Here is a 25614-nt window from a genome sequence, read left to right on the forward strand (position 1 = left end):
CTCCTCATGACCTATAGCAGTCCGATTTCGCCAGGTTACTCCTGGTACGAAGCCACTGTCGGCGAACGGCAGGTCTACCCTGCGCTCGACGGCGACCGCTCGGTCGACGTCGTCATCGTCGGCGGCGGCTTCACCGGCTTGTCGGCCGCGGCGCATCTGGCCAAGGCCGGCACGAATGTCGCGCTGATCGAGGCGCATCGCTTCGGCGATGGCGCCTCGGGACGCAATGGCGGCCAGCTCGGCACGGGCCAGCGCGCCTGGGCCGAGGACCTCGAAGCCGAACTCGGCTTCACCCGCGCCAAGGCGCTGTTCGACCTTGCCGAGGAGGCCAAGGCGCATCTGCTCGATTTCGCAACGGCCAACGCGATCGACATCGAGTTCATGCCCGGCCAATTGTCGGTCGCGCACAAGCCGCGCTATGTCGACGCCTACAAGGCGCATGCCGACATCATGGCAACGCGCTTCGGCTACGATCACATCAGCTTCATGGATGCGAAGGAAACGGCCGAGCGCCTGGGCACGACCGCCTATTTCGGCGGCACGCGCGACGGCGGCACCGGCCATATCCATCCGCTGAAGCTCGCGGTCGGCACAGCGCGCGTGGCGGCGGCCGCTGGAGCGCAGCTCTTCGAGACGACGCCGGCTACCGGCATCACCTCGTCCGGCGGCAAGGTGCGGGTGACCACGCCTTTCGGCACCATCACCGCCGACAAGGCGCTGATTGCGGTCAACGCCTATGGCGGCATGCTGGAGCCGATGAGCGCCTCGCATGTCATGCCCATCGGCTCCTTCATCGGCGCGACAGTGCCGCTCGGATCCGACAGCCCGGTCATACCGGGAGGTGAATCGGTGGACGATTCACGCTTCGTCGTGCGCTATTTCCGCAAGTCCAAGGACGGTCGTCTGCTCTTCGGCGGCCGCGAGGCCTATACGGTCAGCGATCCCAAGGACATCCAGACCCAGATCCGCAAGCAGATCACCGAGCTCTATCCATCGCTGAAGGATGTGGAGATCACCCATGGCTGGGGCGGCTATGTCGGCATTACTGTGCCGAGAAAGCCCTTCGTCCGCGAAGTGATGCCCAATGTCATCTACGCCGGCGGCTATTCGGGCCACGGCGTGATGCTGTCCAACTTCGTGGGCAAGCTCTATGCGGAAACGGTCGCCGGCAACCGCGACCGGCTAAAGCTCTTCGAAGAACTGAAGATACCGCCCTTCCCCGGCGGCCGGCGCCTGCGCACGCCGCTGCTGTTCCTGGCGCTCAACTGGTTCGCCCTACGCGACCGGATTTGACGCCACGAACAAAAAAACCCGGCGCAGGCGCCGGGTTTTTTGTTGTGCGCCTTGGTGAAAAGGCAAAGGCTTTTTGCCTATCCGACCAAGACGTCCCCCGCCCTTCCTATTTCACCCTCGGAATTGGCCGGTTCTGGGTTGCGATCAGCAGGCCGATGGCGTCGACCGCCTTCGGGTCGGCCTCGTAGGACATCGCGGTCTGCGAAACCATCGAGGCTTTGGTGGCCGAGGTCGTCTTCTGCGCCGGCACGAACGAAGCCTTGGTCACAGGGAGTGCTGCGTTCGCTGCCGACATATTCTGGGGAGCAACCCCGTCCCGGGACTGCGGCATCGCTGCCGCGGTTCTGATGAGCCTGGGCCCCTTGCCCGACAGCTGAGCGGCGCCGTTGGCCGACGCAATGGCCTGGCCGGCAACCTCATCCCTGGACTGCGGCACCACTGCCGCGACCCTGGCGAGCCTCGGCTCCTTGCCGGGCAATTGCGCTGCCGCGATCTGGCTTGCCGTCTCAGCCTGCGGCGCGGCGGCCTCAGCGACCTGCGTCTGCCGCTCCATCATGCGATGGCGGTCGCGTTTTTCGTAGAAGGCGTTGCCGCCGGCCTGCAGAACGTAATGCATGTTCTTGTAGGGAAAGCGCAGTCCGGCAGTGTGGAAGAACATCGCGCTCTTGACCGCCGGGTGGCGTTCGCCCTTCAGCACGGAATCGGCCGCCGCGACCACATCGGGAAGCGCCTTGGAATCCATCTTCCGCGACAGCACGCCGGGCGCAAACTGGCCCCTCTGGCCAACGACCTTGCAGACCGTGTCGCCATATTCGCCGGACTGCAGCCGGTTCATCACCACCGTGCCGACCGCCACGAGACCCTCGCGGCTCGACCGGTTCGATTCAAAGAACATTGCTCGGGCAAGACATTCCCTGTCCTTGGTCGTGTAGCCATAGGACGTTTTCACGGAAGATGTCCTGCTGATGGACGAGGTTTTCATGCCGTCGACACCTTGGGTGGTGCAACCGGCAAGAAAACAGGTAGAAACCACGGCGCCGAGCGCCAGACTCGTCCCCCACTTCTCCAATTTTATCAAACGGGCCCCTTACTCCTTGAACGCCCCGGCCCGCGTTTAAGAAGAAGAAATTTCCCGGCTGAAAAGTGGCTAAAACCGCAACATTTTGCGGCACGGCGCTAACATTGTGACACATGCCGCAAGAATCTGAGAGCCCGAACGGGCGTCTCACTTCAAGTATCCAATAGCTTGATCATGCGCATGAGCAACATGGTAACATGCTGAATCCACAGATGATCTTCCAAAGCCTCGGTAGACTTTGGAAGTCACATCTCAGATGCAGCGGCCGCCATCGACCTCCAGCGCAACGCCCGTAATAAAGGCAGCTTCGTCGGAAGCGAGCCACAACGCGGCGTTGGCGATGTCGAGCGGCGTCGACAGCCGTCCAAGCGGAATTGAGGCCCGGAACTTGGCCCGCATCTCAGGCGTATCCTCGCCCATGAACTGGGCCAGCATGCCGGTTTCGCCGGCCACCGGGCACAGGCAATTGACACGGATGTTCTTCGGCGCCAGCTCCACGGCCATCGACTTGGTGGCGGTGATCGCCCAGCCCTTGGAGGCGTTGTACCAGGTCAGGCCCGGCCGCGGGCGCAGGCCGGCGGTGGAAGCGGTGGTGATGAAGGAGCCGCCGCCCTGGGCCTCCATGATCGGCACCACGGTGCGCGCGGCATGGTAGATCGCCTTCATGTTGACGGCGGTGATGAGGTCGAACACCTCCTCGTCGACGCCAAGCATGTCGCCGTTGCGGTGGGTGTAGCCGGCATTGTTGACCATCACGTCGATGCGGCCGAAATTGCCCATGGCCGCCCCGACCAGCTCATCGAACTCGGCGCGCTGCGACACGTCGGTCTGCACGGCAATCGCCGCCTCGCCGATCTCGCTCGCCACGCGCTCGGCGCCTTTCGCATTGAGATCCGCCACGACGACCCTGGCGCCCTCCTCGGCAAAGCGCTTGGCCATGCCTTCGCCAAAACCCGATGCCGCCCCGGTGATGACTGCGACCTTGTCCTTCAGACGTGCCATGAGATTTCCTGCTTTCGAACTGCGGAGCGAAGATGATCGCTCAAGACTGGTTAGCCATGATTGAAGACGATCGTCTTGGTCGCCGACATGTCGTAGAGCGCCTCAAAACCCTTTTTCGCGCCCATGGCCGGATTTCTTGAAGCCGCCGAAGGGCAGCTCGATGCCGCCGCCCGCGCCATAGCCATTGACGAAGACCTGGCCGGCGCGCACCCGCTTGGCGACACGGTGCTGGCGGGCGCCGTCCCTGGTCCAGACGCCGGCCACGAGACCGAAGTCCGTGCCGTTGGCGAGCTTGATCGCCTGCTCCTCGCCCTCGAACGGGAACAGCGACAGCACGGGCCCGAAAATCTCCTCCTGCGCGATCGTCGCCGTAGGGTCGACCGAGCCGAACAGGACCGGCTCCTGATAGTAGCCGCCGGCCGGCGCATCGGGATGGATCGAGCCGCGCGCCAGCACCGGAATATCGGCCTCTTCGGCGGCGGCGATCATGCCGGCGACCTTTTCCTTCTGCCTGGGGTTGATCAGCGGGCCCAGATCGAGATCAGCGTCATGCGGGCCGGCGACGAGCTTTGAGAAGCGCTCGGCCAGTGCGGCGGCGACGCGCTCATAGACAGGCTTTTCGATCAGCACGCGACTGCCGGCCGAGCAGGTCTGGCCGCCATTCTGGATGATGGCGTTGACCAGCACCGGCAGCGCGGCCTCGATGTCGGCGTCGGCAAACACGATCTGGGGCGACTTGCCGCCCAGTTCCATCGTCACGCCGCGATTGTTGACCGCCGCCGCCTGCTGGATCGCGGTGCCGGTGACCGGCGAGCCGGTGAAGGTCACGTAATCGACCAGCGGATGGGCCGAAAGTGCGGCACCCGCATCGCGGCCATAGCCGGTGATGACGTTGAACACGCCGGCCGGGATGCCGGCCTCCAGCGCCAGTTCGGCGATGCGGATGGTGGTGAGCGAAGCGTCCTCGGCCGGCTTGACCACCAGCGTGTTGCCCATGGCAAGTGCTGCGCCCACCACACGGGCGAGGATCTGCAGCGGATAGTTCCACGGAATGATGCCGGCCACCACGCCATGCGGCTCGCGCAAGGTCAGCGCCGTGTAGCCATCGAGGAACGGGATGGTATCGCCATGGATCTTGTCGCACGCGCCACCGTAGAATTCGTAGTAGCGCATGGCGCCGGTGACATCGGCCTTGCCCTGTCGGATCGGCTTGCCGGTGTCGCGCGATTCAAGTGCTGCAAGCTCGTCGCCGTTCTTTTCCACGAGCTGGAAAAGCCGGGTCAGGCGGCGTCCGCGCTCGACGGCAGGCATGCGGCTCCAGGGCCCTTCATTGAAGGCGCGGCTCGCAGATTGCACCGCGCGATCCACGTCACCCTTGCCGGCGGCCGGAATGGAAGCAAATACCTTGCCATCGGATGGGCTCAGCACGTCGATGCGTTCGCCTGACAGCGCGTCGACCTGACGGCCGTCCACCAGCTGCATGAAGGCGCGGCCTTCCGCCACGGTTCTGGAAAGATGCGTACCCATGGCCAAGCTCCCTTTTTGGATTCCGCCGGTTTTCGTCCTATGCTGGCGGCGCGAACGTCATCGGGCAACTATCGCCCGTGCAGAGAAACCCGGGTTGGACCAGTGTCAAGGTCGAAGCTGTGACAGTCTGGCTCTGGAAATTTTAAATCGATTAGATTAATAGGGATGGCGAACCGCCCCCGTCGCGACTCCGGAATACCGCTATGACCAGTCAGATCATCCCCGTCGAAGCTTTCGATCTCGTCGTTTTCGGGGGCACGGGCGACCTCGCCGAGCGCAAGCTGCTGCCCGCCCTCTATCAGCGCCAGCGCGCCGGCCAGTTTTCCGAGCCGACGCGAATCATCGGCGCCTCGCGCGCCAAGCTGTCGGACGACGACTACCGCGCCTTCGCCCGCAAGGCGATCTCCGAGCATGTGAAGGCCGAAGAGATCGACGATGCGCAGCTGGAGACGTTCCTGAAGCGGCTCAGCTATGTCGTGGTCAACGCCGTGTCGGGCGACGGCTTCGACGACCTGAAGAAGAAGGTCGGCGACAGCAAGGCCGTTCGCGCCTTCTATCTCGCGGTCGCGCCGGCGCTGTTCGGCGACATTTCCCAGCACCTGCAGGAGGTGGGGCTGGTGACGCCGACCTCGCGCATCGTCATGGAAAAGCCCATCGGCCGCGATCTTGCCTCGGCGCGTGCGCTGAACGACCAGCTCGCCAAGGTCTTTTCCGAACAGCAGATCTTCCGCATCGACCACTATCTCGGCAAGGAGACGGTGCAGAACCTGATGGCGCTGCGCTTTGCCAATGCGCTTTACGAGCCGCTGTGGAACTCGGCGCATATCGATCACGTCCAGATCACCGTCGCCGAAACGGTCGGCCTCGAGGACCGCATCACCTATTACGACAAGGCGGGCGCGCTGCGCGACATGGTGCAGAACCACATCCTGCAGCTTCTGTGCCTGGTCGCCATGGAGGCGCCGTCATCCACGGAAGCCGATGCATTGCGCGACGAGAAGCTGAAAGTGCTGCGCTCGCTCAAGCGCATCAACGGCCAGGAAGCGCCCAAGTCCACCGTGCGCGGCCAATACCGTGCCGGCGCATCGGCCAACGGACCGGTCAAGGGCTATCTCGAGGAGCTCGGCAACAGCCAGAGCAACACCGAGACCTTCGTCGCCATCAAGGCCGAGATCGCCAACTGGCGCTGGGCCGGCGTGCCCTTCTATCTGCGCACGGGAAAACGCATGGCCACGCGCGTTTCCGAGATCGTCATCGAGTTCAAGCCCATCCCGCACTCCATCTTCGAGGAAAGCGCGGGCAACATCACCGCCAACCAGCTGGTGATCCGCCTGCAGCCGGACGAGGGCGTCAAGCAGTGGATCATGATCAAGGATCCGGGCCCGGGCGGCATGCGCCTGCGCCTCGTGTCGCTCGACATGAGCTTTGCCGAGAGCTTCCAGGAGCGTAATCCCGACGCCTATGAGCGGCTGATCATGGACATGATCCGGGGCAACCAGTCGCTGTTCATGAGCCGCGACGAGGTCGAGGCGGCGTGGAAGTGGATAGACCCGATCCGTGGCGCCTGGGAAGACAGCCAGCAGGAAGTGCAAGGCTACACCGCCGGCACCTGGGGCCCGTCGGCCTCGATCGCGCTCATCGAGCGCGACGGCCGCACCTGGCACGAGAGCTGAGCGGCATGGACGCGCCTGCCCGTAACTGGCACGAATTCGCTTCCTCCGAAACGCTGGCGTCCGGCTTTGCGAAGACCGTCGCCAAAATTCTGAGCGAGGCGATCGGCGCGCGCGGCAAAGCCACGCTCGCCGTGTCCGGCGGCACCACGCCGGGCCTGTTCTTCCGCGCCCTGTCGCACGAGAAGATCGACTGGGCGAAGGTGATCGTCTCGCTGGTGGACGAGCGCTTCGTGCCGGAGAATTCGCCGCGCTCCAATGCCGGGCTGGTGGCAGCCAACCTTCTGCAGAACGAGGCGGCAGCGGCCAGTTTCGTCGGCCTTTATTCGACGGCCGCGGACGTGGAGAGTGCTGCCAAGCATGCCAATGACGTGGTCGGCCAGCGCGTGCTGCCGCTCGATGCCGTCATCCTCGGCATGGGCGGGGACGGGCACACCGCCTCCTTCTTTCCCGATGCCGACAACCTCGCAACCCTTCTCGACCCGGATGCCGAGGCCAATGTGCTGCCGGTCCACGCGCCGAGCGGCATAGAACCGCGCCTGACGCTGACGCTGCCGCGCATCGCGTCCGCCGGCTTCATCGCGCTCCATATCGAGGGCGCGCAAAAGCGCCGCGTCGTGGAAGCCGCGCTCGACGACGAGCCGCATCTGCCGGTTCGCGCCGTCTTCGACCACGCCAAAGTGCCCGTACAGATCTTCTGGGCGCCGTAATCTTCTCAGGTTCGGCGAACCGGCCCTCCCCCGCGTTCCTGGACCGCTGATCAAGGAACGACCATATGACCGCGAGAAGCGATATCGAAGCCATCACCGAGCGGATCCGCGAGCGCTCGCGGGCGTCGCGCGAAATCTATCTGGAACGGATAGAGCGCGCCGCCGGCCAGAGCGCCAACCGCGCGGTGCTGTCCTGCGGCAACCTCGCCCACGGCTTTGCGGTGTGCAGCCCTTCGGAAAAGTCGGCTCTCGGCGGCGACAAGGTGCCCAATCTCGGCATCATCACCTCCTACAACGACATGCTGTCGGCGCATCAGCCCTTCGAGACCTACCCGCAGCTGATCAAGCAGGCGGCGCGCGAGGCGGGCGGCATCGCACAGGTGGCAGGCGGCGTGCCGGCCATGTGCGACGGCGTCACCCAGGGCCAGCCGGGCATGGAGCTTTCGCTGTTCTCGCGCGACATCATCGCCATGGCAGCGGCGGTCGGCCTCAGCCACAACATGTTCGACGCCGCCGTCTTCCTCGGCGTCTGCGACAAGATCGTGCCGGGTCTGGCGATCGCCGCCCTCACCTTCGGCCATCTGCCCGCCGTCTTCATCCCCGCCGGGCCGATGCCCTCGGGCCTGGCCAATGACGAGAAGGCGAAGGTTCGCCAGCTTTATGCCGAAGGCAAGATCGGCCGCCCCGAGCTGCTCGAGGCCGAGTCGAAATCTTATCACGGCCCGGGCACCTGCACCTTCTACGGCACCGCCAACTCCAACCAGATGCTGATGGAGATCATGGGCCTGCACACGCCGGGCGCCTCCTTCGTCAATCCCGGCACGCCACTGCGCGATGCGCTGACGAAGGAAGCCGCCAAGCAGGCGCTGGCAATCACCGCGCTGGGCAATGCCTATATGCCCGTCGGCCGCATGATCGACGAGCGCTCCATCGTCAACGGCGTGGTCGGTCTGCATGCCACGGGCGGCTCGACCAACCACACCATCCACCTCATCGCCATGGCTGCCGCGGCAGGCATCCGCCTGACCTGGCAGGACATTTCCGACCTTTCCGACGCAACGCCGCTTCTGGCACGCGTCTACCCGAACGGCCTTGCCGACGTGAACCACTTCCACGCCGCGGGCGGCCTCGGCTTCCTCATCCGCGAACTACTCGATGCCGGCCTGCTGCATGAGGACGTGCGCACCATCTGGGGCGAAGGCCTGCGCCCCTATGCTGTCGAGGCCAAGCTTGGCGCCGACGGCTCGGTTCAGCGCGAAGCCGCACCTGAGCAGAGCGGCGACGAGAAGGTGCTGGTGCCGGCAACAAAGGCCTTCCAGCACACCGGCGGCCTGAAAGTGCTTAGCGGCAATGTTGGCCACGCCGTTATCAAGACCTCCGCTGTGAAGCCGGAGCGCCGCGTCATCGAGGCGCCGGCTGTGGTGCTCGACAGCCAGCAGGCGTTGAACGACGCCTTCAAGGCCGGCGAGCTCGACCGCGATTTCGTCGCCGTCATCCGCTTCCAGGGCCCGCGCGCCAATGGCATGCCGGAACTGCACAAGCTCACCACCATCCTCGGCATTCTGCAGGATCGCGGCCACAAGGTCGCGCTGGTTACCGACGGGCGCATGTCGGGCGCGTCGGGCAAGGTGCCGGCGGCGATCCATGTCACGCCCGAAGCGCTGGAGGGCGGCGTCATCGGCAAGATCCTCGACGGCGACATGATCCGCCTCGACGGGGAAAACGGCACGCTCGAAGTGTTCGTCCCCGAAGCCGAATTGAAGACGCGCAAAGTCCCGCTGATCGATCTCACCGAAAACGAATATGGGTTCGGACGCGAACTGTTTGCCGGCTTCCGCCAGATGGCCGGCCGCGCGGACGAGGGCGCGAGCTCGTTCGGGATAGTGGCATAGCCGCGCGTCTACTTCGGGCTTGAGTCGGGGATGACGCACGACGTCACCCCCTCTCCGTCTCGGGCTTCGCCCGAGCCACCTCTCCCCGCAAGCGGGGCGAGGAACCGGCACCCGCCAAGGTCGCAGCCTCTCAGAACCTGGGTTCCTCGCCCCCATGAAATGGGGGAGAGGTGGCGAGGGCGCAGCCCGAGACGGAGAGGGGGACGCCGGTTCAAGCTGAGGCAGCGGTCCAGTCCAGCAATTGCGCTATTGGAAACGGGGATGAATTCAGCGACCGGCTGCCGACAAGCCATTGAAATTGTTGCCCCCAAGAGAAAATCTCAGTTTCTTTTATCCCCCACATTTCCGCCTCCCGCATAATCGCCTGCATCGGCCTCACCGGGAACACGGGTCATGAACCGGATGAGCGTGGAGGGCGACGATGTCCGGGCTGGTGGTGCTACGGTCGCACTGCTGGGTGATGAACCCCCAAGTCCGGGCCCAGGGTGTGGCTGGCCGCGCGAATGCGGAGGCGAACAAACCCAGGCAAGAGCATCGAACGGGCGGTCGCGGAGACCGCAGATATTACTTAGATGAGCGCGTTTCCCGACCGCCCGTCTTCCCAGTTCTTTGAAATGGCCAGACGGTGAGAACCGGGCGTGGCAATGAATAGGTGCGTTCTTCGAGGCTCGCCCTGCGGGCGAGCACCTCAGAATGAGGGAGGTTGACGCCGACATCAGCCTCGGGAAACGGAGGTGGCGCCGACGGTAGCCCTCATGGTGAGGTGTGAGCCCGCAGGGCGAGCCTCGAACCACGAGGGCGGGACGAAGCGCACCGGCGCCCCCCGCTGCCCCAACATTATGGGCTAGCCTTTGCCAGCGCCAGCGGCTAACTCGAACAGCATCAATGCCTTGCATTGATTCAAACGGTCCGCTCGGGGGTGCGGGGGCGCGCTGGACCTTGCTTTTTTGTCGCCAGGAAGCTGGTGACACGACGCGAGGAAAGGAGGCCACGCAATGGCGACAGCCAACCACTATTACGACGTTCCCGCAAACGAGATCGATCGCTTGGCGGCGGTCAGATCGTTGATGCCCTCCCAGGTGCAATCCACGCCCGAACTGGACGCGCTGGCCACCCTGGCCAAGATGGTTTTCCAGACGCCCATGGCCGCGGTGACCATCGTCGACGAAGACTGGCAGCATATCGCGGCGAGTGCCGGGCTCGAGGTGGTGGCGTGCTCGCGCGAGCAGTCGATGTGCACGCAAGTGGTGCGGACCGGACATTGCTTCGTGGTCCCCGATCTTGCGGACGACGAAGTTTTCCGGAACCTGCCCTGCGTGGCAGGCGACCCGCCGGTGCGCTTTTATGCCGGAACGCCCATCGAGCTCGAACCGGGACTGACCGTCGGCGCGCTTTGCGTGCTGGATAGCGTGCCGAGGCAGTTGGACGCGGCGGAGCTTGAGACGCTTCGCAATTTCGGCATTGTCGCGGGAGGGCTCATGCGTCTCGAGCGCTCCAACGTCCTGCACGGTCTCGAGGAGACCGCGCTGAAGACCGCGGCGATGACCGATCCGCTGACCGGATTCTACAATCGCAAGGCGCTCACCACCATCGTGGATGGCGTCATCGACGCGGCGATCGCGGAAAACAAGGAAATCGGCGTCCTCTACATGGACCTCGACGGCTTCAAGAAGATCAACGACCGATACGGCCATGCCGTCGGAGATGCGGTGCTGGTCGAGGCGGCGCGGCGTATCCGGTCGGTCATCCGCGCCGACGACACGCCGATCCGCATCGGCGGCGACGAGTTCGGGCTGTTCCTGCATGCGCCCTCGGGCGTCCGCGTCCTGGAATCGGTGGCCGAGCGGCTTCTCCAGGTTTTCCGGGAGCCGTTCGAAATCGAAGGCCATACGATCCAGGCGCGCGCGAGCATCGGGGTTGCGGTCGCTCCCCGCGACGCCGCCTCACGCGAGGAACTGACGCGGAACGTGGACGCCGCCCTCTACGTGGCGAAGGCTCGCGGACGCGACCGCTACGTGTTCTTCGACAAGACGATGTCGAACGTCGCCTGAGGGAGGCCAAGCGTAATCATTGGGCTTGGAAAACATTCAATAAGTCGTGCGCCGCTCCTCGGACGGCGGGCGACCGAATTGCAGCCGGTAGCTCTGGGCGAAATAGGAGTGCGAGGTGAAGCCGGTGGCGATCGCCACGTCGAGGATGGGCATGTTGGTCTGCCGCAACAGCTCCCGCGCACGCTCCAGCCTGAGCCGCATGTAATAGCGGCCGGGCGTGACATTGAGGTGGCGCAGGAACAGCCGCTCGACCTGGCGGACGGACAGCCCGGCCATCTTGGCCAGCTGCACCGCCGAGAACGGCTCGTCGAGATTGTCGGCCATCAGCTCGACGATCTTGCGCAGCTTCTCGGACTTTCCGGTGAGGTCGCGCTCCGGCCCGACACGCTGGCGGTCGCCGGCCGAGCGGATGCGCTCGTGCTGGAACTGGTTCGCCACCGCATTGGCAAGGTTCGCGCCGAAATCGCCGCGCACGATTTCCAGCATGAGGTCGATCGACGTGGTGCCGCCGGCACTGGTGTAGCGCTTGCGGTCGATCTCGTAGACATTGCCGGTGCACTGGATTTCAGGGAAACGCTCGCTGAAGCCGGCGCGGTTTTCCCAATGGATCGTGCATCGATAGCCGTCCAGCTGCCCCGCCTCGGCAAGAATATACGAACCGACCGAAAGCCCGCCCAGAGCGCCGCCGCGCCTGCCCCAGCTGCGCAGCGCCGCAAGCACCTTCGACTTGCCGGGAAAGTCGAGATTGAGCGCCACGCAGACGAACAGGATGTCGGCCTGCGGCAGATCGGCGATGGAGTAGTCGACCTTCAGCGGCAATCCGTTGGAAGCGGCCACCGACTCGCCGTCAGGCGACACGGTGATCCAGCTGTAGAAGTCGTATCCGAGCAGCCGGTTGGCCGAGCGGCAGACGTCGATTGCCGCCACCAGCGAAAACATCGGAAACCTGTCGGCCAACAGGAAGGCAAATTGCTTTCCACCGCTCGCGCCATCGGGCATCAGCGATGGATCGCTCTTGGCACTTCGTGGCTGCGCGGGCGGCATATGCGCCGTTCGCTCAGAAGGCCGGCGGTTCGACGCCGGCGGTGCGGCTCGCCGAAACCAGCGTGTTGGCCATGAGCATGGCGATGGTCATCGGGCCGACGCCGCCGGGCACCGGCGTGATGGCGCCTGCGGCCTGCGAGGCGCCCGCGAAATCGACATCGCCCACCAGCCGCGACTTGCCGTCGCCCTTTTCCGGCGCCGGGATGCGATTGATGCCAACGTCGATGACCGTGGCGCCGGGCTTGACCCAGTCGCCCTTGATCATTTCCGGGCGGCCGACGGCGGCCACCAGAATGTCGGCGGTGCGGGCGAGCGCCGGCAGATCCTTGGTGCGGCTGTGCGCGATGGTGACGGTGCAGTTGGCGGCAAGCAGCAGATTGGCCATCGGCTTGCCGACGATGTTGGAGCGGCCGACTACCACCGCGTTGAGGCCCGAAAGATCCTTGCCGCGCACGCGCTCGATGAGCAGCATGGAGCCGGCCGGCGTACAGGGCACGAAGGCGCTGTCGACCTCACCGGTGCCGAGCTTGCCGACATTGATGAAGCTGAAGCCGTCGACGTCCTTCTCGGGCGCGATGGCCTGGATGATCTTGCCGGAATCGATATGGTCGGGCAGCGGCAGCTGCACCAGTATCCCGTGGATGGTCTTGTCGGCGTTCAGCTCGCCGATGAGCTTGAGCAAATCCGCCTCGCTCGTTTCCGCCGGCAGCGTGTGCTGCACCGACAGGAAGCCGCATTCCTTGGCTTTCTTGCTCTTGGAGGAGACATAGACCTGGCTTGCCGGGTCTTCGCCGACGATGACCACAGCCAGGCCGGGCTGAACGCCATGCTTGCCGGTGAGTTCGGCCGTGAAACGCTTCACCGTCTCGACGACGTTTTCGGCTACGATCTTTCCATCAATGATTTCGGTCATGTCTCTTCCCTGGCGTCATCACCTGCGGCCAAGGCATAGTCATGAAAAAAACGCGGCGCAATCCCGTCTTTACGCCGTCATATGCCGCTAACTCGCAACCGACCTATTTTTGCCCCTCAGAAATAACGGCGGCGGGTGCGTGATCGGGTCAGTTCTTCGACGGCCTCCCGGAAGTCCTGGAGGTTCGCGCGGATCTCATCGATCGAGCTGGCGGCGGAAATTTCTTCCGGATCGTGCGGGGGCTCGGCAGGGCTCCGCGATACAGCCGGTGCGGGAGCCGTCGGAGCGGATGCCCGCGGGGGATTGGCCGACACGGATGGATCTTCGGGCGACACCTGCCAGCACTCGACGTGAGACGCCGCGCGGGGCTGGTCGCTGCCTTCGGTCACGGCAGGCCCACGATTCCACTCAGCATCGGGGCGCCAGTCGCCGAACAACGGCTTGCGCCGCTTGCGGGCGCGGCGACCACGGCGGTCGTCGGCGGCGTCGCGCTGGCCCTCATTGATGACGACGACGAAGGTATTGTCGCCGCGTTCCGGCGACTTGCTTTCAGCAAAAGCGCGCCGCCGGCCCGGACCGTCGACATTAACGCCGTCTCTGCCGAACAATGAGCGCACGTCCGAAAGCAGGCGCTGCTTGTCCCGTTCATTGAACTCCGGGGCTCGACGGAATTGCTCTGCCACCTTGTTGAGCGCCGTACCTGAGGCCATGGCCACAGGTTTTTCTGCTGCGCCCGGCAAGGAGCGATCCGAAAGGTCGGGCTCAGATGCGGTCCCGGCGAGCGACTTCTTCCTCGGGCGTCGCAGTAGAGAGGAGATTCGGCCGGCGATCCTGCCAAAGACGCTCACTCGTACCGAAGCGGGCGCGGGCACCGAGGGCTGCGGCATCGAGCTTGCTGCGATATTTTCGAAACTGTCCTGCCGAGGATCGACGTCCGACTGGCGGGGCGGTGTCGGATCGCCACGCGCATTGTCACCTGGCTTTGCCATCGCCAGCAGCGGGCCGGAACGCAATGCAACATCCCTGCCCTGCTCGTCGCGCGCATACGCGAGAAGCGAGCGCTTCCGGTCGTCGCGATTTTCAGGCTGAGACATGCAGGCAGCGAGCTTTCCGCAAAAGTGTGTTCGCAGGTGATCGGTTCGTTAAGCGAAGTTAAACACCCGCGGGAAACAAAGCGTTAATCGAGGCTGCGTCGGGCTGGCACAGCGATGCGTTTACTTGGCGTTTCATGCCGGCACCGCCTGTTTCGCATGGCCGAGCGCGGCAAGGCCGCGCCGGATCCGATCGTCGAGAACCGCACGCTGATATCGATGGAATGCAGACCCGTCGGTGTCGTGCAGCGCGCCGGCGGCCGCAAGTTGCAGCGCCATGGCGAAAGCTTCCGGGTCGTCGGTGACTGTGCAGTTTTCCGGCCGGTAGTCGATACTGCGCAAGGCGTCGGTCGTGGCGACCGAAGGCAAGCCGAGCTCAAAGGTTTCGATGGTCTTGATCTGCACGCCAGTTCCGGTGCGGCTGACCAGCGGGATGATTGACGCACCAAGCACGAAGGCATCAGCGTCCGGTACGTGGCCGACGAATTTCACGCCTGGATGGCTTGAGCCGATGCCGGCAGGCACGTGCCCGGCGATCCTGATGGAAAAATCGTTGGGCAGGTTCGGCACCACCTCGTTGAGAAACCATTCGAGGCCGATGCGGTTGGGTTGCCAGGTCCAGGTGCCGATCAGCGCGGCGTCATATTCGATTGCGCGCTCGCCCGGCGACGGCGCTTTGCGATGCACGACCAGCGGCAGCGCGAGCGACCTGTCGTCCGACGCGACGCCGAGGATCGCTCGATCTTCCTCGGCAAGCGTGAAAACGAAACGCGCCTTGCGGCAAAGCCGCGCCTCGAGCGCCTTCAACAGTCGCGCTTCCCTCCGATAGAGGTAGCGCTGGAAGTTGCCGCCGGCTGCGCGCGCATTTTCCTGGGCCGAGGCGTGCTCCACATTGTGGTCGATGAAGATGCAGGGGCGGTCGTCGAACAGACCGTCGAATGCGCCGGCGAATTGCACCGAATTCAGGATGTAGGCATCGAAGGGCCCGGCATCCGCGATAGCCCGACGGACGGTATCGGGCGAAACCACGCGCAACTTGACCGACGAGTATGTCAGCCCGCTGAACATCGCCTTTACCAGCCACGCCACCTTGCGAAAGCTAGATGCGCCCTCGGTGCGAACATCGACCTCGCCGAGCACGATGGTGTTTTCCGGATCGTCGGGCGGCTGGCCCGGCCAGGCGAAGCCGAGCACCGTGACACGCACGCCGGCGCGGCGCAAAGCGTCAATGATCGTGGCGTTGGCAATCTCGTAGCCAGATCCCAGTGTGCCATCAGGCACGATCGACGTTGCAAACAGCAGATGCATCCGACACCTCTATCAGGCCCCGGATAGCAGAACGTGGTGAAGCGTTGATTAAACAATCGCCCGGCGAATCCGGTGCTTCCGATGAGGAAGAAAGATCGATGATGGCGGGACGCCTTCGCCGCGTTGTCCGCTTGCCAAGGGGCGCCAGGCACCGCATCCTGCCGCCAAAGCTCGAAGCAGAGGACCAGTCATGAGCGCCGGCAAGCCGTCTCTTCCCACCAGGCGCGAGTTGCTCGTCGGCGGGCTCGGCATGGCCGTACTGCCGCTGCTTGGCGGCACGGACAGAGCACGCGCCGGGACGCCCAAAATCGATGCCACCTTCGTCTTCACCAACGATGTGCACGCCTGCCGTATGGCAAGTGGTCTGAGCCCCAATTGCGAGCAGGAAGGCAAGACCGACGCAAACCTGTTGCGGCACATCGCGGCGCTCAATCGCCTGCCTGGTCGCAAATGGCCTGCGAAGGTCGGCGGCAAGCCAAGCGGACTTGCCGGCACGGGGCGCAAGATCGCAACGCCGCTCGGCGTGATCGTAGGCGGAGACATGACCGATGACGGCGGCGGCCAGGTGACGGCACCGAGCGAGGGCACGCAGCTTTTGCAGTTCAGCCATCGCTACCAGCAGGGCATGGGCCCCGACCGTGTGCATTTTCCGGTCTATGCCGGGCTCGGCAACCACGACCTCGACCAGGACGGACCGCCGCAGCATGTCGACTGGTATCGCCGCGAAATGCGCGACTACATCCAGATCAACCATCGCCCGAGCGTAATCTTCAAGCCACCGGTGCCGGCGACGAATTACGATCTGGATTCCGACAACTATTCGTGGGACTGGGGCGGGCTGCACCTCGTCCAGACGCACCGCTTCGCGGGCGACACGGCCAAGGGTGCTGTCAGTAGCCTGCCATGGCTGAAGAACGATCTGGCCACCTATGCCGGCGACGGGCGACCAGTTATCCTTTTTCAGCATTATGGCTGGGATCCGTTCTCGATCGAAAAGTGGGATCCGGCTGCACAGCGTTTCGACGATGACGGCCCGGGCCAGCCGCACTGGTGGAGCGAGGCGGACCGGCAGGCACTGCTCGCGGTGCTTTCGGGCTACAATGTCATCGGCGTCTTTCACGGCCATCAGCACGAGACGGCCATGATCTACCATCGCGACGGGCTCGACATATTCAAGCCGAAAGCAGCCTTCATGGGCGGTTTCGGGCTTGTTCACGTGACCGATCGCTACATGGATGTCGTGCTGGGCCAAGCCGTTGGCAACGAGGGCGAGGTGATGTTCACCGACGCCTTCAGCAAGCCGCTAAAGGCCGGCTGAGGCCCTTTTCCCTCACAGCAAGACCCTCTAATGAGGGAAAACTTTTCAGGAGGAATGAATGACCGTGAAAGTTGTGCTCGTCGGTTGCGGCAACATGGGACATGCGATGTTGGCCGGTTGGCTGAAGTCGGGGCAGCTGATCCCGTCGGAGACTTTCGTGGCGGAGCCCAATACCGAGTTGCGCGCACGGGCGGAGAAGCTTGGCGTAACGACCGGCGCCAGCGCCGCTGACCTCCCCGCTGGCACGCCCGAACTGGTGGTTCTGGCGGTGAAGCCGCAGGTCATCCGAGACGTCACGGCCGGCTACAAGCACCTCGGCAACGGCCAGACCAGCTTCGTGAGCGTGGCTGCTGGCACGCCCATCGCCACCTTCGAGGAAGTGCTCGGGGACAAAACCCCGATCATCCGCGTGATGCCCAACACGCCGGCTGCCATCGGCAAGGGCATGATGGTGGTCTACGCCAATGCTCATGTCCGGCCCGAAACCAAAAAATTCGTCGACGAGCTTCTCGCCGCCAGCGGCGCGGTGGCGACTGTCGACGACGAGAAGCTGATGGACGCGGTGACGGCGGTTTCCGGCTCGGGCCCGGCCTACATCTTCCATTTCATCGAGGCCTTGACAGCCGCGGCCGAGCACGCCGGCCTGCCGACTGAGACGGCAAAACTTCTTGCCATGCAGACGGTCTATGGCGCGGCCAGCCTTGCCGCCGAGAGCGGCGAGGAGCCGGGCCTGCTACGCCAGCAGGTGACCAGCCCCAACGGCACCACCGCGGCCGCACTCAACGTCCTGATGGGCGATGACCGGCTGAAGACGCTGCTGACGGAAGCCGTAGAAGCGGCCCGCCTGCGCTCGATCGAGCTGGGGAAGTGACGCGGCCCTAACCGAGGTCAGTGTGGGAAAAGTCGTTGCCCTTATAGAGCAGCGAAATCCCCCTGGACTTCGCACATGCGTATGAAAGACAGTCGGCAAGGTTGAGTTGCGCGGGATGGCCGCGCCCCTTGCCGTAGTCAGAGAAGGCCTGGATTGCGATCCCAGCTTCGACATCGGCTATTGGCGCAATCTCGATCTCTGCTTCCTGCAGGAAAGCCTCAATCGCCACACCAACCGCCACCGGCTCAATGGCAAGCAATGTGGACAGCCGCATTGCTGCCTCCAGAATGACCAACGCAGAGGTTACTTTTCCTGATGCTTGTTCAAGCCGATTGCTCCAACGCGTCGCGTCCACTTCCCCGGCCAGGATCGCAACGATGACGGAGGTATCGACGAACATCAGGAATGACCCCACATTTCGTCGATTTCTTCCTTGCTCATGCTGCGGCCGCCCTGGCCTGCTTTCGCCTTGAGCTCCTCAGCGATATGCGCAAGCCGATCGGGCAGAGGCGTACGGTCGCTCTCGCGCCGGAGCTCGGCCTCAAGCGCCTCGATAACCGCTTCCGTCATTGAGACCTTGCGCTTTTCCGCCAGTTTGCGTGCCAGCTCATGGGCTCGCGGGTCTCTGATCTGCAGATTCATGGCCTACACCTCAAACGCGCCGTCAATACAATATAGCGCGTCTGTCATGACATTGCCATGGCGCGAGGTTTGGGCTCCGGTTATTCTCCTGCCGCCAGTTCCTTGACGCCATAAAGCATCTCGTCCTGCCTGCGGCGCAGGTCGAAGAGGCGCGTGGTGGAGTCGGGCGCGGCGTTTTCGGTGGTGAGCAGTTCGCCCTTCTTGACCGGCTTCAGCACCTTGCCGCCTTCGAGCAGGCCGACGGGAACCGCACGGCTGGCGCGGGCTTCCTCCACCGTCATGGTCCAGGAGCGGTAGCAGGTTTCGCCGATGGCGTCGAAGGTCTCGCCGGTTGCGAGATCGCGCTTGGCAACCGCACAGACCTCGGCCACCGGGCGCGGCAGCGGCACCATATCGGGCCGGCCGTAGAGCATGATGCGCGCGGCGGTCAGCGGCACTTCCAGCGACGTCAGGTGGTAGGGCCGGAAGAAGGCATAGTAGGGCCCGTGGCCGATGTGCAGATCGTCCATGCGCTCGATGATGCGCGGGTGCGTTGCTTCGACCACCACGAAGACGCCCGGCGCCACGCCCTTGCCGATGGTGTAGTCCACCACGCCCTTACGGCTCAGGACGCCACCGGCCTCCTGCGGGATCAGCACTTTCGCTAGATTGTCGCGGTCGACTTTGGGACCGTGCATCCCCGGCCTGTCGGGCACGAGGCCGGTGGCATTGGCGATTGCAGCCATCTCGACCATGGTTTTTGAGCCGTCGATGAACTCCACCAGCATGCGCGGGTTCATGTTCCGGCGTTCCGCCTCCTCGCGGTAGTCGTCCGGCACGGCATCGTGGTTGAGCGGATTGTTCTTGCCCTTGCCGGCCGAGACGATGGTGTAGCCGAGCGCGGTGGCGAACTCGATGAGTTCCATGCAGCTTGACGGCTCATCGCCCGCGCCGACCGAATAGACGACCCCGAGCTTGTCCGCCTGCTTCTTCAGATAGGCGCCGATGGTGACGTCGGCCTCGACATTCATCATGACGAGGTGCTTGCCGTGCTCCATGGCCATCAGGTCGAAATCGGCGGCGACGCCCGGCTTGCCGGTGGCGTCGATGACCACGTCGATCAGCGGGTTGGTGACCAGCATCTCGTTGGAGGTGATGGCGATCTTACCAGCCTCGATTGCCTCGGTGACCTTGGAGGGGGTGTCCGCCTCGCGCGCCTTGGCGTCGTCGCCATAAGCGATCTCGATGGCTGCATGCGCCGTGTGCGGGCGGCGCGTGGAAATGGCGCAGACTTCAACGCCCTTCATCAGCATCGTCTGGGTGACCAGATCGGTGCCCATCTCGCCGGAGCCGATGACGCCGATGCGCACCGGACGCCCCTCCTCTGCACGTTTGGCGAGATCACGGGCAAGCCCGGTGAGGGCAACATTGGTCATGGCAGGTCCGATGCTTGTCTTGGGAAAAGCGTTCTAATGCGCGACCGTCTTGCCAAGGAAACGCCCGCGCGTCCAGTCACACAATAGCACAATCGGCCGGCAAGGTCGTCGCAGGAGATGTGCCTGCGTGTGGTCTATGCCCGCGAGCCCAAGGTCGCCCGTGCTTTCGGTTCAGTGCGCCTCGATCTCTGCCTGCAATGCCGCCATCTGCGGGGCAGCTGCGGCAACAGCCGCGCGCTCGATGGCCCGGAAACGGGTGACCACCGAAAGCCCGACCGGCGTCAGCTGCGCGCCGCCGCCGTGCTTGCCGCCGGTCTGAGCCGAAACGAGCGGCTTGCCAAACAGCTTGTTCATCTCCTCCACCAGGTCCCAGGCGCGCTTGTAGGACATGTTCATGGCCCGCGCGGCGGCCGAAATCGAGCCGAAGGCCGCGATCTGCTCGAGCAGCTCGATCTTGCCAGGGCCGATCCGGCCTTGTGGGTCCAAATTTATCCGCAGAGTGAGTGACGGCATGTGATCGCATTCCTTTCGGACGCTAGATATCATGCAAGGCTCCCGTTCGGGACAAGTTTTCCTGATCGAAAGCCACCGTTTTGATCACCGCAAAAACCGGCAGGCCAACGGCTAGCCCCAGTGCGTTCATCGACTGGCGGGTGATGCGCGACAAGACCATCTCGCCATTGCAGTCGATCCGGACTTCCACGGTTGCCCCGTCGGACGTGTCTATGCTCGCCACCTTGCCGGCCAGCACATTGAGTGCGCTGAGCCCCCGCGGCAACTCCGTTGCGATCATCACGTCGCGCGCACGAATTCGCACCCGAACCGCGCTTCCCGGGGCCGTGTCGACCCGTGGCACACGGATCTCGCCGGCGGTCGAGCGCAGGATGGTCATTTCGAATTCATCGTCATGCCCGGCCACCCTCATGTCGAGAACGGTACCGCCCTCGCCCTGCGACTCCTTGGGCAAGAGGTCCAGGCGCTGCATGATCGCCCCGGTCGGTCCGAAGGCTACGATCTTGCCATGCGACAGCACGACCACGTCGCTCGCCAGCCGAGCCACCTCGGAAACGGAGTGGCTCACATAGACGATGGGTATTTTCGTCTCGTCGCGCAGTCGCTCCAGATAGGGCATGATCTCGGCCTTGCGGGCATCATCGAGCGAGGCGAGCGGCTCGTCCATGAGCAGCAGGCGCGGGCTGGTCAGCAGCGCACGCCCGATCGCGACACGCTGCTTTTCGCCGCCGGACAGATGGCTTGGCCGGCGCTCCAGCAGATGCCTGATGCCAAGCAGATCTACGACCCGGTCGAGGTCCTCGTAGCGCTCGGCCGATGGCGTGAACCAGCGGCCGTAGAGCAGGTTCGCCCGCACGCTCATATGCGGGAACAGCCTCGGCTCCTGAAACACATAGCCGATGCGCCGCTTGTGAGCCGGCACGAACAGCTTTTGCGCCGTGTCGACGAAGACGCGGCCCTCGGCGGCAATTCGCCCGCGATCGGGCTTCAGAAGCCCCCCAATGAGGTTGACCAATGAGGTCTTGCCGGAGCCGGAAGGCCCGAAGAGAGCCGTCAGCCTACCAGCGCTCTCGAAACGTGCGTCGAGCGTGAAGGCACCGAGTCGGTGGCTGATGTCGACCGCGACCGTCATTGGAGGTCGAGCCTCTTGCCCAATCGCCGCGAAAACGTCTCGGAGGCGATCAGGGCTGTCATCGAAATGACGATGGAGACAAGGGTCAGGCGCAGCGCCCCGATGTCGCCGCCCGGCACCTGGGTGAAGGTGTAGATGGCGGTCGGCAGGGTTTGCGTTTCGCCCGGAATGTTGGACACGAAGGTGATGGTGGCGCCAAACTCGCCCATCGCCTTGGCGAAGGACAGGATCATCCCGGCGATGATGCCCGGCATGATCAGCGGCAGCGTGACGGTGAAGAACACCCAGGCCCGATTGGCGCCGAGTGTGCCGGCCGCCGCCTCCAGCTTGCGGTCGACCGCCTCGATGGACAGCCAGATGGCGCGAACCATCAGCGGAAAGCCCATGACGCCGCAGGCAAGAGCAGCGCCCGTCCAGCGAAACGAAAAGACAATGCCGAAATTGTCGGCCAGGAAGGCGCCGATGGGACCGCGCCGGCCAAAGGTGATGAGCAACAGATAGCCGGTGACAACCGGCGGCAGGATCAGCGGAAGGTGGACGATGCCGTTGAGCAGCGACTTGCCCCAGAATTTTCCGCGCGCCAGCAGAAGTGCTACGCAGATGCCGATCGGCAGGCTCACGATCATCGCCCAGGTCGCAACCTTGAGCGACAAGCGGACCGCGGTCCACTCTTCGGGGCTGAGCTGCAGCCAGCTCATGCCCCCAATCCTCCCTGCGATTTCTGCCAAACGCCCATGCGCAATCTATAGACCGAGATTTCGGTTTCCACTCCCGAAATCCGCTTGTGCGGTCCTTTCCGCAAGCCCAGCCTTAGTTCGCCGGCACCAGAACCGTGAAACCCTGTTCCTCGAACAGCGGCTTGGCCTTGGCCGACTTCAGATAGTCGAGGAACTTGGCTGCATCCTCGTTCTTCGAGTCCGCCAGGACTGCAGCCGGATAGATGATCGGCGCATGCGTTTCCTGCGGGAAGGTCGCGATGATCTTCACCTCGGGATCAGCGGCGGCGTCGGTCTGGTAGACGATGCCGAGCGGCGCCTCCCCGGTGGCGACGAGTTTCAGCGCAGCGCGGACATTCTCTGCCTGAGCCACCTTGTTTTCCACCGACGACCAGACGCCGAGCTTTTCAAGCGCGGCCTTGCCGTACTTGCCAGCCGGCACGGCCTTCACGTCGGCCATCGCCAGCTTGCCGTCGCCCACCAGCTTGGCGAGGTCGAAATTCGGTTCGATCGTCGTGGCGGCCGAAGAGTCTTTCCCAGTGATCAGCACGATGCGATTGCCGAGGAGCTGAACTTCGGTGTCGGTCTTGGTGAGCTTCTTGTCCGCCAGGTACTTCATCCAGTCGAGGTCGGCCGAGATGAACACGTCGGCCGGGGCGCCGCCTTCGATCTGCTTGGCCAGCGCCGAGCTGGCCGCATAGGAGATGGTGGCAGGCTCGTGGCCGTCGGCCTTCCAGGCGCCGTTGATCGCGTCGAGTGCGTTCTTCAGGCTGGCGGCGGCAAAGACCACGACATTGTCGGCAGCCTGCGAAGCCGGCACGGCCGTGAGCAACATGGCCACCATGCCGCCAACGGCAGCTGCAAACCGGATTCCGAAACCTCTACGCGTCAGCATGGCACTCCCTCTCTGCGAAGCTGTTGATTCAGGATGGGAGCAAGCTATGTCACTTCATCCGATATATCCATACCGATATAACCATCCAGCCGGATTTTCCTAAACGGCCTTTGGATCCGGCGGTAAGGATGACTATGGGCTGATAGTCCGGTGACCGGAGGCGATTGTCCGGCGTTCAGACGTTTTCGCGAAGGCGGATCCAGCGCAGGCGCAGCAGGCGGCGAAGGTTTCGCAAGGCCTGCCAATCCTGAAGCTTGGGGAGCGGAAACGGCTTTGTCCGCTCCCGGCGCTTCAACGCCCGCGCAATCGGCTTTTCGAGCAATTCGTAGCCGGCAATGCCGATCGCCACTCCACCCAATACGGCAAGCGGCAGGGCAATCCAGACAGACAGCGAGAGGGCGGTCGCGAGCTTCGCCACCACGGATATCGCGAAGGTGTGCCAAAGGTAGATCGAATAGGAAGCGTCGCCGATATAGGCAGCCGGGCGCCAGCCATCGATCAGGCCACCCCGCTCGAGCGCCAGCGTGCCGACCACCAGTGCCGCCGCCAGCGGACCGAAGACGAGCGGCGTGAAGCCGGCATCGGTAAAGCCGACGAAGGAAAAGCCGAGGGCTGCAACTAGGATCAGGCCCAGTCCGGTCGTGGGGTCCGCGATACGTTCATCGAGCCAGAGCTTGCCGATCAGCGCGCCGAGCAGGAATTCGAGGATGATCGGATTGGTATAGGTCACCAGCAGCGGGTTGCGGCTTTCGAAGATCAGCCCCAATGTCGCAAGCCCCACCAGGACGGCAGTAAGTGCCGCGAGCCTACGCCGGGCCGGCAACAGCAGCGCGCCTGCAAAGACCACGTAGAAAAACATCTCGTAGTTCAGCGTCCACCCCTGCACGAGCACCGGCCAGACATCGCCTGTGCTCGGCGAACGAACGGGGATGAAGACGAGTGAACCCAGGACGTGGCCCAATGACAGCTGGAGGTTCGGGAACAGTCCCACCGCCGCTCCTACGACCATCGCCACCGTCGCGATCCAGTAGACGGGCGCAATTCGTTCCAGCCGATCGCGCAGGAATTGGGCAGGCGTGACGGGCCGGTTTTGCGAGATCGTCCACATGATGAAGCCGCTGACGACGAAGAACACGTCGACGCCGGCCGCGCCAATGGCGAAGTGGCCGCCAGTGCGCTCGGCCGCATGGAAAACCACGACCGCCAGCGCGGCCAGCCCGCGCAGATACTGGATGCCGAAGAGTTTTTGCATCAGGCGTGACGCAAGCCGGGAGGCGCTGCCGCCGGCTCCTGCGCCACCAGCCGACTGGTTGCCGGCGAACTCGCCGCAACCCCGGCTGCGTAGTAGAGCATGAAGGAGCCCACGGCATAGGGATGGATGACGTCGACCTCGAAGAAGGAGCGCACGGCAAGCATGGCGGCTAGGCCTACCATCACATGCGAGGCGACGTTGTCGGCATCGTCGAGAAGCCGCACCAGATGGCCGACGAGAACGCGCAGCAAGACAAGCGCCAACAGCAGCAAGCCCGTGACGCCGAGCTCGACCAGCACCTCGATATAGGTGTTGTGGAAATGGAAGCCGCTGCGCGAGCCGATATAAAACTCCTCCCACAGCCGCTCGGCCTCTGAAAAGCCCTGCACCCAATAGGCCTGGTAACCGACGCCGAACGTCGGCGCCTGGGCCCAGGCGGCAAGGCCTTCGCCCCAGAGATAGGTGCGGCCGGTGAGCGTCGAATCCTTGCCGAAGGCGCCGAGCAACAGGTCGACGCCGCCGGCGTTGAGGCCGATGAAGACCACGAACAGCCCGGCGATCGGTACGACGAGGAAAAACGTCTTTCGCGTGCGCGGCGCAAACAGCAGCAGTGCGCGCAACCCCATTAGCATGGCGAGCGTGGCCACTGTCGCGATGATTGAAGTGGCAGACTGCGAGGCGATCAGCGCATAGCCGGCAAGGCCGAAGGTGGCGAGAGCCAGCAGCGCCCACAGCCCACGCTCACGCAGGATGAACAGCGCGGCAAAACCGAAATAGATGCCGAGCGAGGAGAAGAAACCGAGCAGGTTCTTGGACGAGAAGGCGCCGACGAAACTGTAATTGCCGTCCAGCGGATCGTAGTGATAGCCGCCGAAGGCCAGCGAATAGAGCACCACGAGACAGACGCCCGTGAGCACGCCAAGGGTGAGCGTTCGCACGCCGACGGTGCGCGCGGCAATCAGCGCGCAGACGATGTGCGACATGTACTGCAAGCCGGCTCGCGCCGTTACGCCCGGTGCCGCCGACCAGAACACCGACAGGCAGGTCAGCAGTCCGAAGGCGACAACCCAGTGGAATTTCAGGTAGTTGCCGAGAGACTGACGATAGTCGACCAGAACGAGCGGCAGCCAGAGCGCGTAATAAAGCAGGATCGGCGCCTGGCCGAAGCGCGTCGAATAGGCAAAGATGAAAATCGACAGCGCCACCGCAACGAAGCCATAGGCAAAGTTGCTGTCGGGGCTGACGAAGCGAGCCTTGGCAATCTTCATAAGCGGTCCCGGC

Annotated in this window: 22 protein-coding genes and 1 pseudogene; 7 read left to right on the forward strand and 16 right to left on the reverse strand. The window is 64.0% G+C overall.

From position 1 onward, the window contains the following. The first annotated feature begins 6 nt into the window (after positions 1–6). The gene (locus C7I85_RS11185; protein WP_106724029.1) at positions 7–1293 is read left to right on the forward strand and encodes an NAD(P)/FAD-dependent oxidoreductase; all 1287 of its coding nucleotides are present in this window, start codon (positions 7–9) and stop codon (positions 1291–1293) included. 106 nt (positions 1294–1399) lie between these two features. On the opposite strand, the gene C7I85_RS11190 is transcribed toward C7I85_RS11185, so the two are convergent. From C7I85_RS11190 to C7I85_RS11200, 3 genes and pseudogenes are all read right to left on the reverse strand, one after another. After that, complete coding sequence (locus tag C7I85_RS11190; protein WP_245444888.1) at positions 1400–2242, reverse strand: cell wall hydrolase; 843 nt, start codon at positions 2240–2242, stop codon at positions 1400–1402. 381 nt (positions 2243–2623) lie between these two features. Then, a complete protein-coding gene (locus C7I85_RS11195; protein ID WP_106724030.1) occupies positions 2624–3373 on the reverse strand; it encodes an SDR family oxidoreductase in 750 nt (249 codons plus the stop codon). Positions 3374–3423: 50 nt separating this feature from the next. Then, a pseudogene (locus tag C7I85_RS11200) lies at positions 3424–4900 on the reverse strand (aldehyde dehydrogenase family protein). A gap of 203 nt (positions 4901–5103) precedes the next feature. Between C7I85_RS11200 and zwf the strand changes: the two are divergent. The 4 genes from zwf (at position 5104) to C7I85_RS11220 (ending at position 11223) form a co-directional block, all read left to right on the forward strand. Beyond that, positions 5104–6573, forward strand: a complete 1470-nt coding sequence (gene zwf / locus C7I85_RS11205) for a glucose-6-phosphate dehydrogenase (RefSeq protein WP_106724031.1) — start codon at positions 5104–5106, stop codon at positions 6571–6573. A gap of 5 nt (positions 6574–6578) precedes the next feature. Further along, positions 6579–7280: a 6-phosphogluconolactonase gene (gene pgl, locus C7I85_RS11210; RefSeq protein WP_106724032.1), complete on the forward strand. Its 702-nt coding sequence runs from the start codon at positions 6579–6581 to the stop codon at positions 7278–7280. 65 nt (positions 7281–7345) lie between these two features. After that, a complete protein-coding gene (edd, locus tag C7I85_RS11215; protein ID WP_106724033.1) occupies positions 7346–9172 on the forward strand; it encodes a phosphogluconate dehydratase in 1827 nt (608 codons plus the stop codon). Between the two features lie 995 nt (positions 9173–10167). Continuing rightward, a complete protein-coding gene (locus tag C7I85_RS11220; RefSeq protein ID WP_106724034.1) occupies positions 10168–11223 on the forward strand; it encodes a sensor domain-containing diguanylate cyclase in 1056 nt (351 codons plus the stop codon). A 36-nt stretch (positions 11224–11259) separates the two neighbouring features. On the opposite strand, the gene C7I85_RS11225 is transcribed toward C7I85_RS11220, so the two are convergent. From C7I85_RS11225 to C7I85_RS11240, 4 genes are all read right to left on the reverse strand, one after another. Continuing rightward, the gene (locus C7I85_RS11225) at positions 11260–12222 is read right to left on the reverse strand and encodes a GlxA family transcriptional regulator (RefSeq protein WP_106724117.1); all 963 of its coding nucleotides are present in this window, start codon (positions 12220–12222) and stop codon (positions 11260–11262) included. A 58-nt stretch (positions 12223–12280) separates the two neighbouring features. After that, on the reverse strand, positions 12281–13180 hold the full coding sequence (gene folD, locus C7I85_RS11230) for a bifunctional methylenetetrahydrofolate dehydrogenase/methenyltetrahydrofolate cyclohydrolase FolD (protein WP_106724035.1): 900 nt from the start codon (positions 13178–13180) through the stop codon (positions 12281–12283). Positions 13181–13296: 116 nt separating this feature from the next. Beyond that, on the reverse strand, positions 13297–14274 hold the full coding sequence (locus tag C7I85_RS11235; RefSeq protein ID WP_106724036.1) for a hypothetical protein: 978 nt from the start codon (positions 14272–14274) through the stop codon (positions 13297–13299). 132 nt (positions 14275–14406) lie between these two features. Beyond that, positions 14407–15579, reverse strand: a complete 1173-nt coding sequence (locus tag C7I85_RS11240; RefSeq protein WP_106724037.1) for a glycosyltransferase — start codon at positions 15577–15579, stop codon at positions 14407–14409. A gap of 190 nt (positions 15580–15769) precedes the next feature. Here C7I85_RS11240 and C7I85_RS11245 point away from each other — a divergent pair, with 190 nt between their 5' ends. Then, positions 15770–16897: a metallophosphoesterase gene (locus tag C7I85_RS11245; protein WP_106724038.1), complete on the forward strand. Its 1128-nt coding sequence runs from the start codon at positions 15770–15772 to the stop codon at positions 16895–16897. A gap of 58 nt (positions 16898–16955) precedes the next feature. Continuing rightward, positions 16956–17768 (forward strand): pyrroline-5-carboxylate reductase, encoded by an 813-nt coding sequence (proC, locus tag C7I85_RS11250; RefSeq protein ID WP_106724039.1) that lies wholly within the window; start codon positions 16956–16958, stop codon positions 17766–17768. Between the two features lie 7 nt (positions 17769–17775). Here the strand turns inward: proC and C7I85_RS11255 are convergent, their stop codons facing one another. The 9 genes from C7I85_RS11255 to C7I85_RS11295 form a co-directional block, all read right to left on the reverse strand. Beyond that, positions 17776–18168, reverse strand: a complete 393-nt coding sequence (locus C7I85_RS11255) for a type II toxin-antitoxin system VapC family toxin (RefSeq protein ID WP_106724040.1) — start codon at positions 18166–18168, stop codon at positions 17776–17778. Continuing rightward, complete coding sequence (locus C7I85_RS11260) at positions 18168–18410, reverse strand: type II toxin-antitoxin system VapB family antitoxin (RefSeq protein ID WP_106724041.1); 243 nt, start codon at positions 18408–18410, stop codon at positions 18168–18170. The genes C7I85_RS11255 and C7I85_RS11260 overlap by 1 nt, the downstream gene beginning before the upstream one ends. 80 nt (positions 18411–18490) lie before the next feature. Beyond that, positions 18491–19825, reverse strand: coding sequence for an NAD(P)H-dependent oxidoreductase (locus C7I85_RS11265; protein WP_106724042.1), 1335 nt, complete (start codon positions 19823–19825; stop codon positions 18491–18493). Positions 19826–19996: 171 nt separating this feature from the next. After that, positions 19997–20338: a winged helix-turn-helix domain-containing protein gene (locus tag C7I85_RS11270; protein ID WP_106724043.1), complete on the reverse strand. Its 342-nt coding sequence runs from the start codon at positions 20336–20338 to the stop codon at positions 19997–19999. Positions 20339–20360: 22 nt separating this feature from the next. Then, on the reverse strand, positions 20361–21470 hold the full coding sequence (gene modC, locus C7I85_RS11275) for a molybdenum ABC transporter ATP-binding protein (RefSeq protein WP_106724044.1): 1110 nt from the start codon (positions 21468–21470) through the stop codon (positions 20361–20363). Next, the gene (gene modB, locus C7I85_RS11280) at positions 21467–22168 is read right to left on the reverse strand and encodes a molybdate ABC transporter permease subunit (protein WP_106724045.1); all 702 of its coding nucleotides are present in this window, start codon (positions 22166–22168) and stop codon (positions 21467–21469) included. The genes modC and modB overlap by 4 nt, the downstream gene beginning before the upstream one ends. Before the next feature lie 112 nt (positions 22169–22280). After that, positions 22281–23081 (reverse strand): molybdate ABC transporter substrate-binding protein, encoded by an 801-nt coding sequence (gene modA / locus C7I85_RS11285; RefSeq protein WP_106724046.1) that lies wholly within the window; start codon positions 23079–23081, stop codon positions 22281–22283. Positions 23082–23256: 175 nt separating this feature from the next. Continuing rightward, positions 23257–24333, reverse strand: coding sequence for an acyltransferase family protein (locus C7I85_RS11290; RefSeq protein WP_106724047.1), 1077 nt, complete (start codon positions 24331–24333; stop codon positions 23257–23259). Beyond that, positions 24333–25601 (reverse strand): O-antigen ligase family protein, encoded by a 1269-nt coding sequence (locus C7I85_RS11295; protein ID WP_106724048.1) that lies wholly within the window; start codon positions 25599–25601, stop codon positions 24333–24335. The genes C7I85_RS11290 and C7I85_RS11295 overlap by 1 nt, the downstream gene beginning before the upstream one ends. Positions 25602–25614 lie beyond the last annotated feature (13 nt).

This window comes from Pseudaminobacter soli (ex Li et al. 2025) (assembly GCF_003012705.1).
Classification (GTDB): Bacteria; Pseudomonadota; Alphaproteobacteria; order Rhizobiales; family Rhizobiaceae; genus Pseudaminobacter; species Pseudaminobacter soli.

What these genes read in the sequence shown, in the direction of transcription:
- edd (WP_106724033.1), top strand. Translation starts at nt 7,346, where the DNA reads ATGACCGCGAGAAGCGATATCGAAGCCATCACCGAGCGGATCCGCGAG.
- C7I85_RS11220 (WP_106724034.1), top strand. Translation starts at nt 10,168, where the DNA reads ATGGCGACAGCCAACCACTATTACGACGTTCCCGCAAACGAGATCGAT.
- proC (WP_106724039.1), top strand. Translation starts at nt 16,956, where the DNA reads ATGACCGTGAAAGTTGTGCTCGTCGGTTGCGGCAACATGGGACATGCG.
- modC (WP_106724044.1), bottom strand. Translation starts at nt 21,470, where the DNA reads ATGACGGTCGCGGTCGACATCAGCCACCGACTCGGTGCCTTCACGCTC.
- C7I85_RS11225 (WP_106724117.1), bottom strand. Translation starts at nt 12,222, where the DNA reads ATGCCCGATGGCGCGAGCGGTGGAAAGCAATTTGCCTTCCTGTTGGCC.
- zwf (WP_106724031.1), top strand. Translation starts at nt 5,104, where the DNA reads ATGACCAGTCAGATCATCCCCGTCGAAGCTTTCGATCTCGTCGTTTTC.
- modB (WP_106724045.1), bottom strand. Translation starts at nt 22,168, where the DNA reads ATGAGCTGGCTGCAGCTCAGCCCCGAAGAGTGGACCGCGGTCCGCTTG.
- C7I85_RS11255 (WP_106724040.1), bottom strand. Translation starts at nt 18,168, where the DNA reads ATGTTCGTCGATACCTCCGTCATCGTTGCGATCCTGGCCGGGGAAGTG.
- C7I85_RS11265 (WP_106724042.1), bottom strand. Translation starts at nt 19,825, where the DNA reads ATGACCAATGTTGCCCTCACCGGGCTTGCCCGTGATCTCGCCAAACGT.
- folD (WP_106724035.1), bottom strand. Translation starts at nt 13,180, where the DNA reads ATGACCGAAATCATTGATGGAAAGATCGTAGCCGAAAACGTCGTCGAG.
- pgl (WP_106724032.1), top strand. Translation starts at nt 6,579, where the DNA reads ATGGACGCGCCTGCCCGTAACTGGCACGAATTCGCTTCCTCCGAAACG.
- C7I85_RS11260 (WP_106724041.1), bottom strand. Translation starts at nt 18,410, where the DNA reads ATGAATCTGCAGATCAGAGACCCGCGAGCCCATGAGCTGGCACGCAAA.
- C7I85_RS11290 (WP_106724047.1), bottom strand. Translation starts at nt 24,333, where the DNA reads ATGCAAAAACTCTTCGGCATCCAGTATCTGCGCGGGCTGGCCGCGCTG.
- C7I85_RS11295 (WP_106724048.1), bottom strand. Translation starts at nt 25,601, where the DNA reads ATGAAGATTGCCAAGGCTCGCTTCGTCAGCCCCGACAGCAACTTTGCC.
- C7I85_RS11245 (WP_106724038.1), top strand. Translation starts at nt 15,770, where the DNA reads ATGAGCGCCGGCAAGCCGTCTCTTCCCACCAGGCGCGAGTTGCTCGTC.
- modA (WP_106724046.1), bottom strand. Translation starts at nt 23,081, where the DNA reads ATGCTGACGCGTAGAGGTTTCGGAATCCGGTTTGCAGCTGCCGTTGGC.
- C7I85_RS11195 (WP_106724030.1), bottom strand. Translation starts at nt 3,373, where the DNA reads ATGGCACGTCTGAAGGACAAGGTCGCAGTCATCACCGGGGCGGCATCG.
- C7I85_RS11185 (WP_106724029.1), top strand. Translation starts at nt 7, where the DNA reads ATGACCTATAGCAGTCCGATTTCGCCAGGTTACTCCTGGTACGAAGCC.
- C7I85_RS11240 (WP_106724037.1), bottom strand. Translation starts at nt 15,579, where the DNA reads ATGCATCTGCTGTTTGCAACGTCGATCGTGCCTGATGGCACACTGGGA.
- C7I85_RS11235 (WP_106724036.1), bottom strand. Translation starts at nt 14,274, where the DNA reads ATGTCTCAGCCTGAAAATCGCGACGACCGGAAGCGCTCGCTTCTCGCG.
- C7I85_RS11270 (WP_106724043.1), bottom strand. Translation starts at nt 20,338, where the DNA reads ATGCCGTCACTCACTCTGCGGATAAATTTGGACCCACAAGGCCGGATC.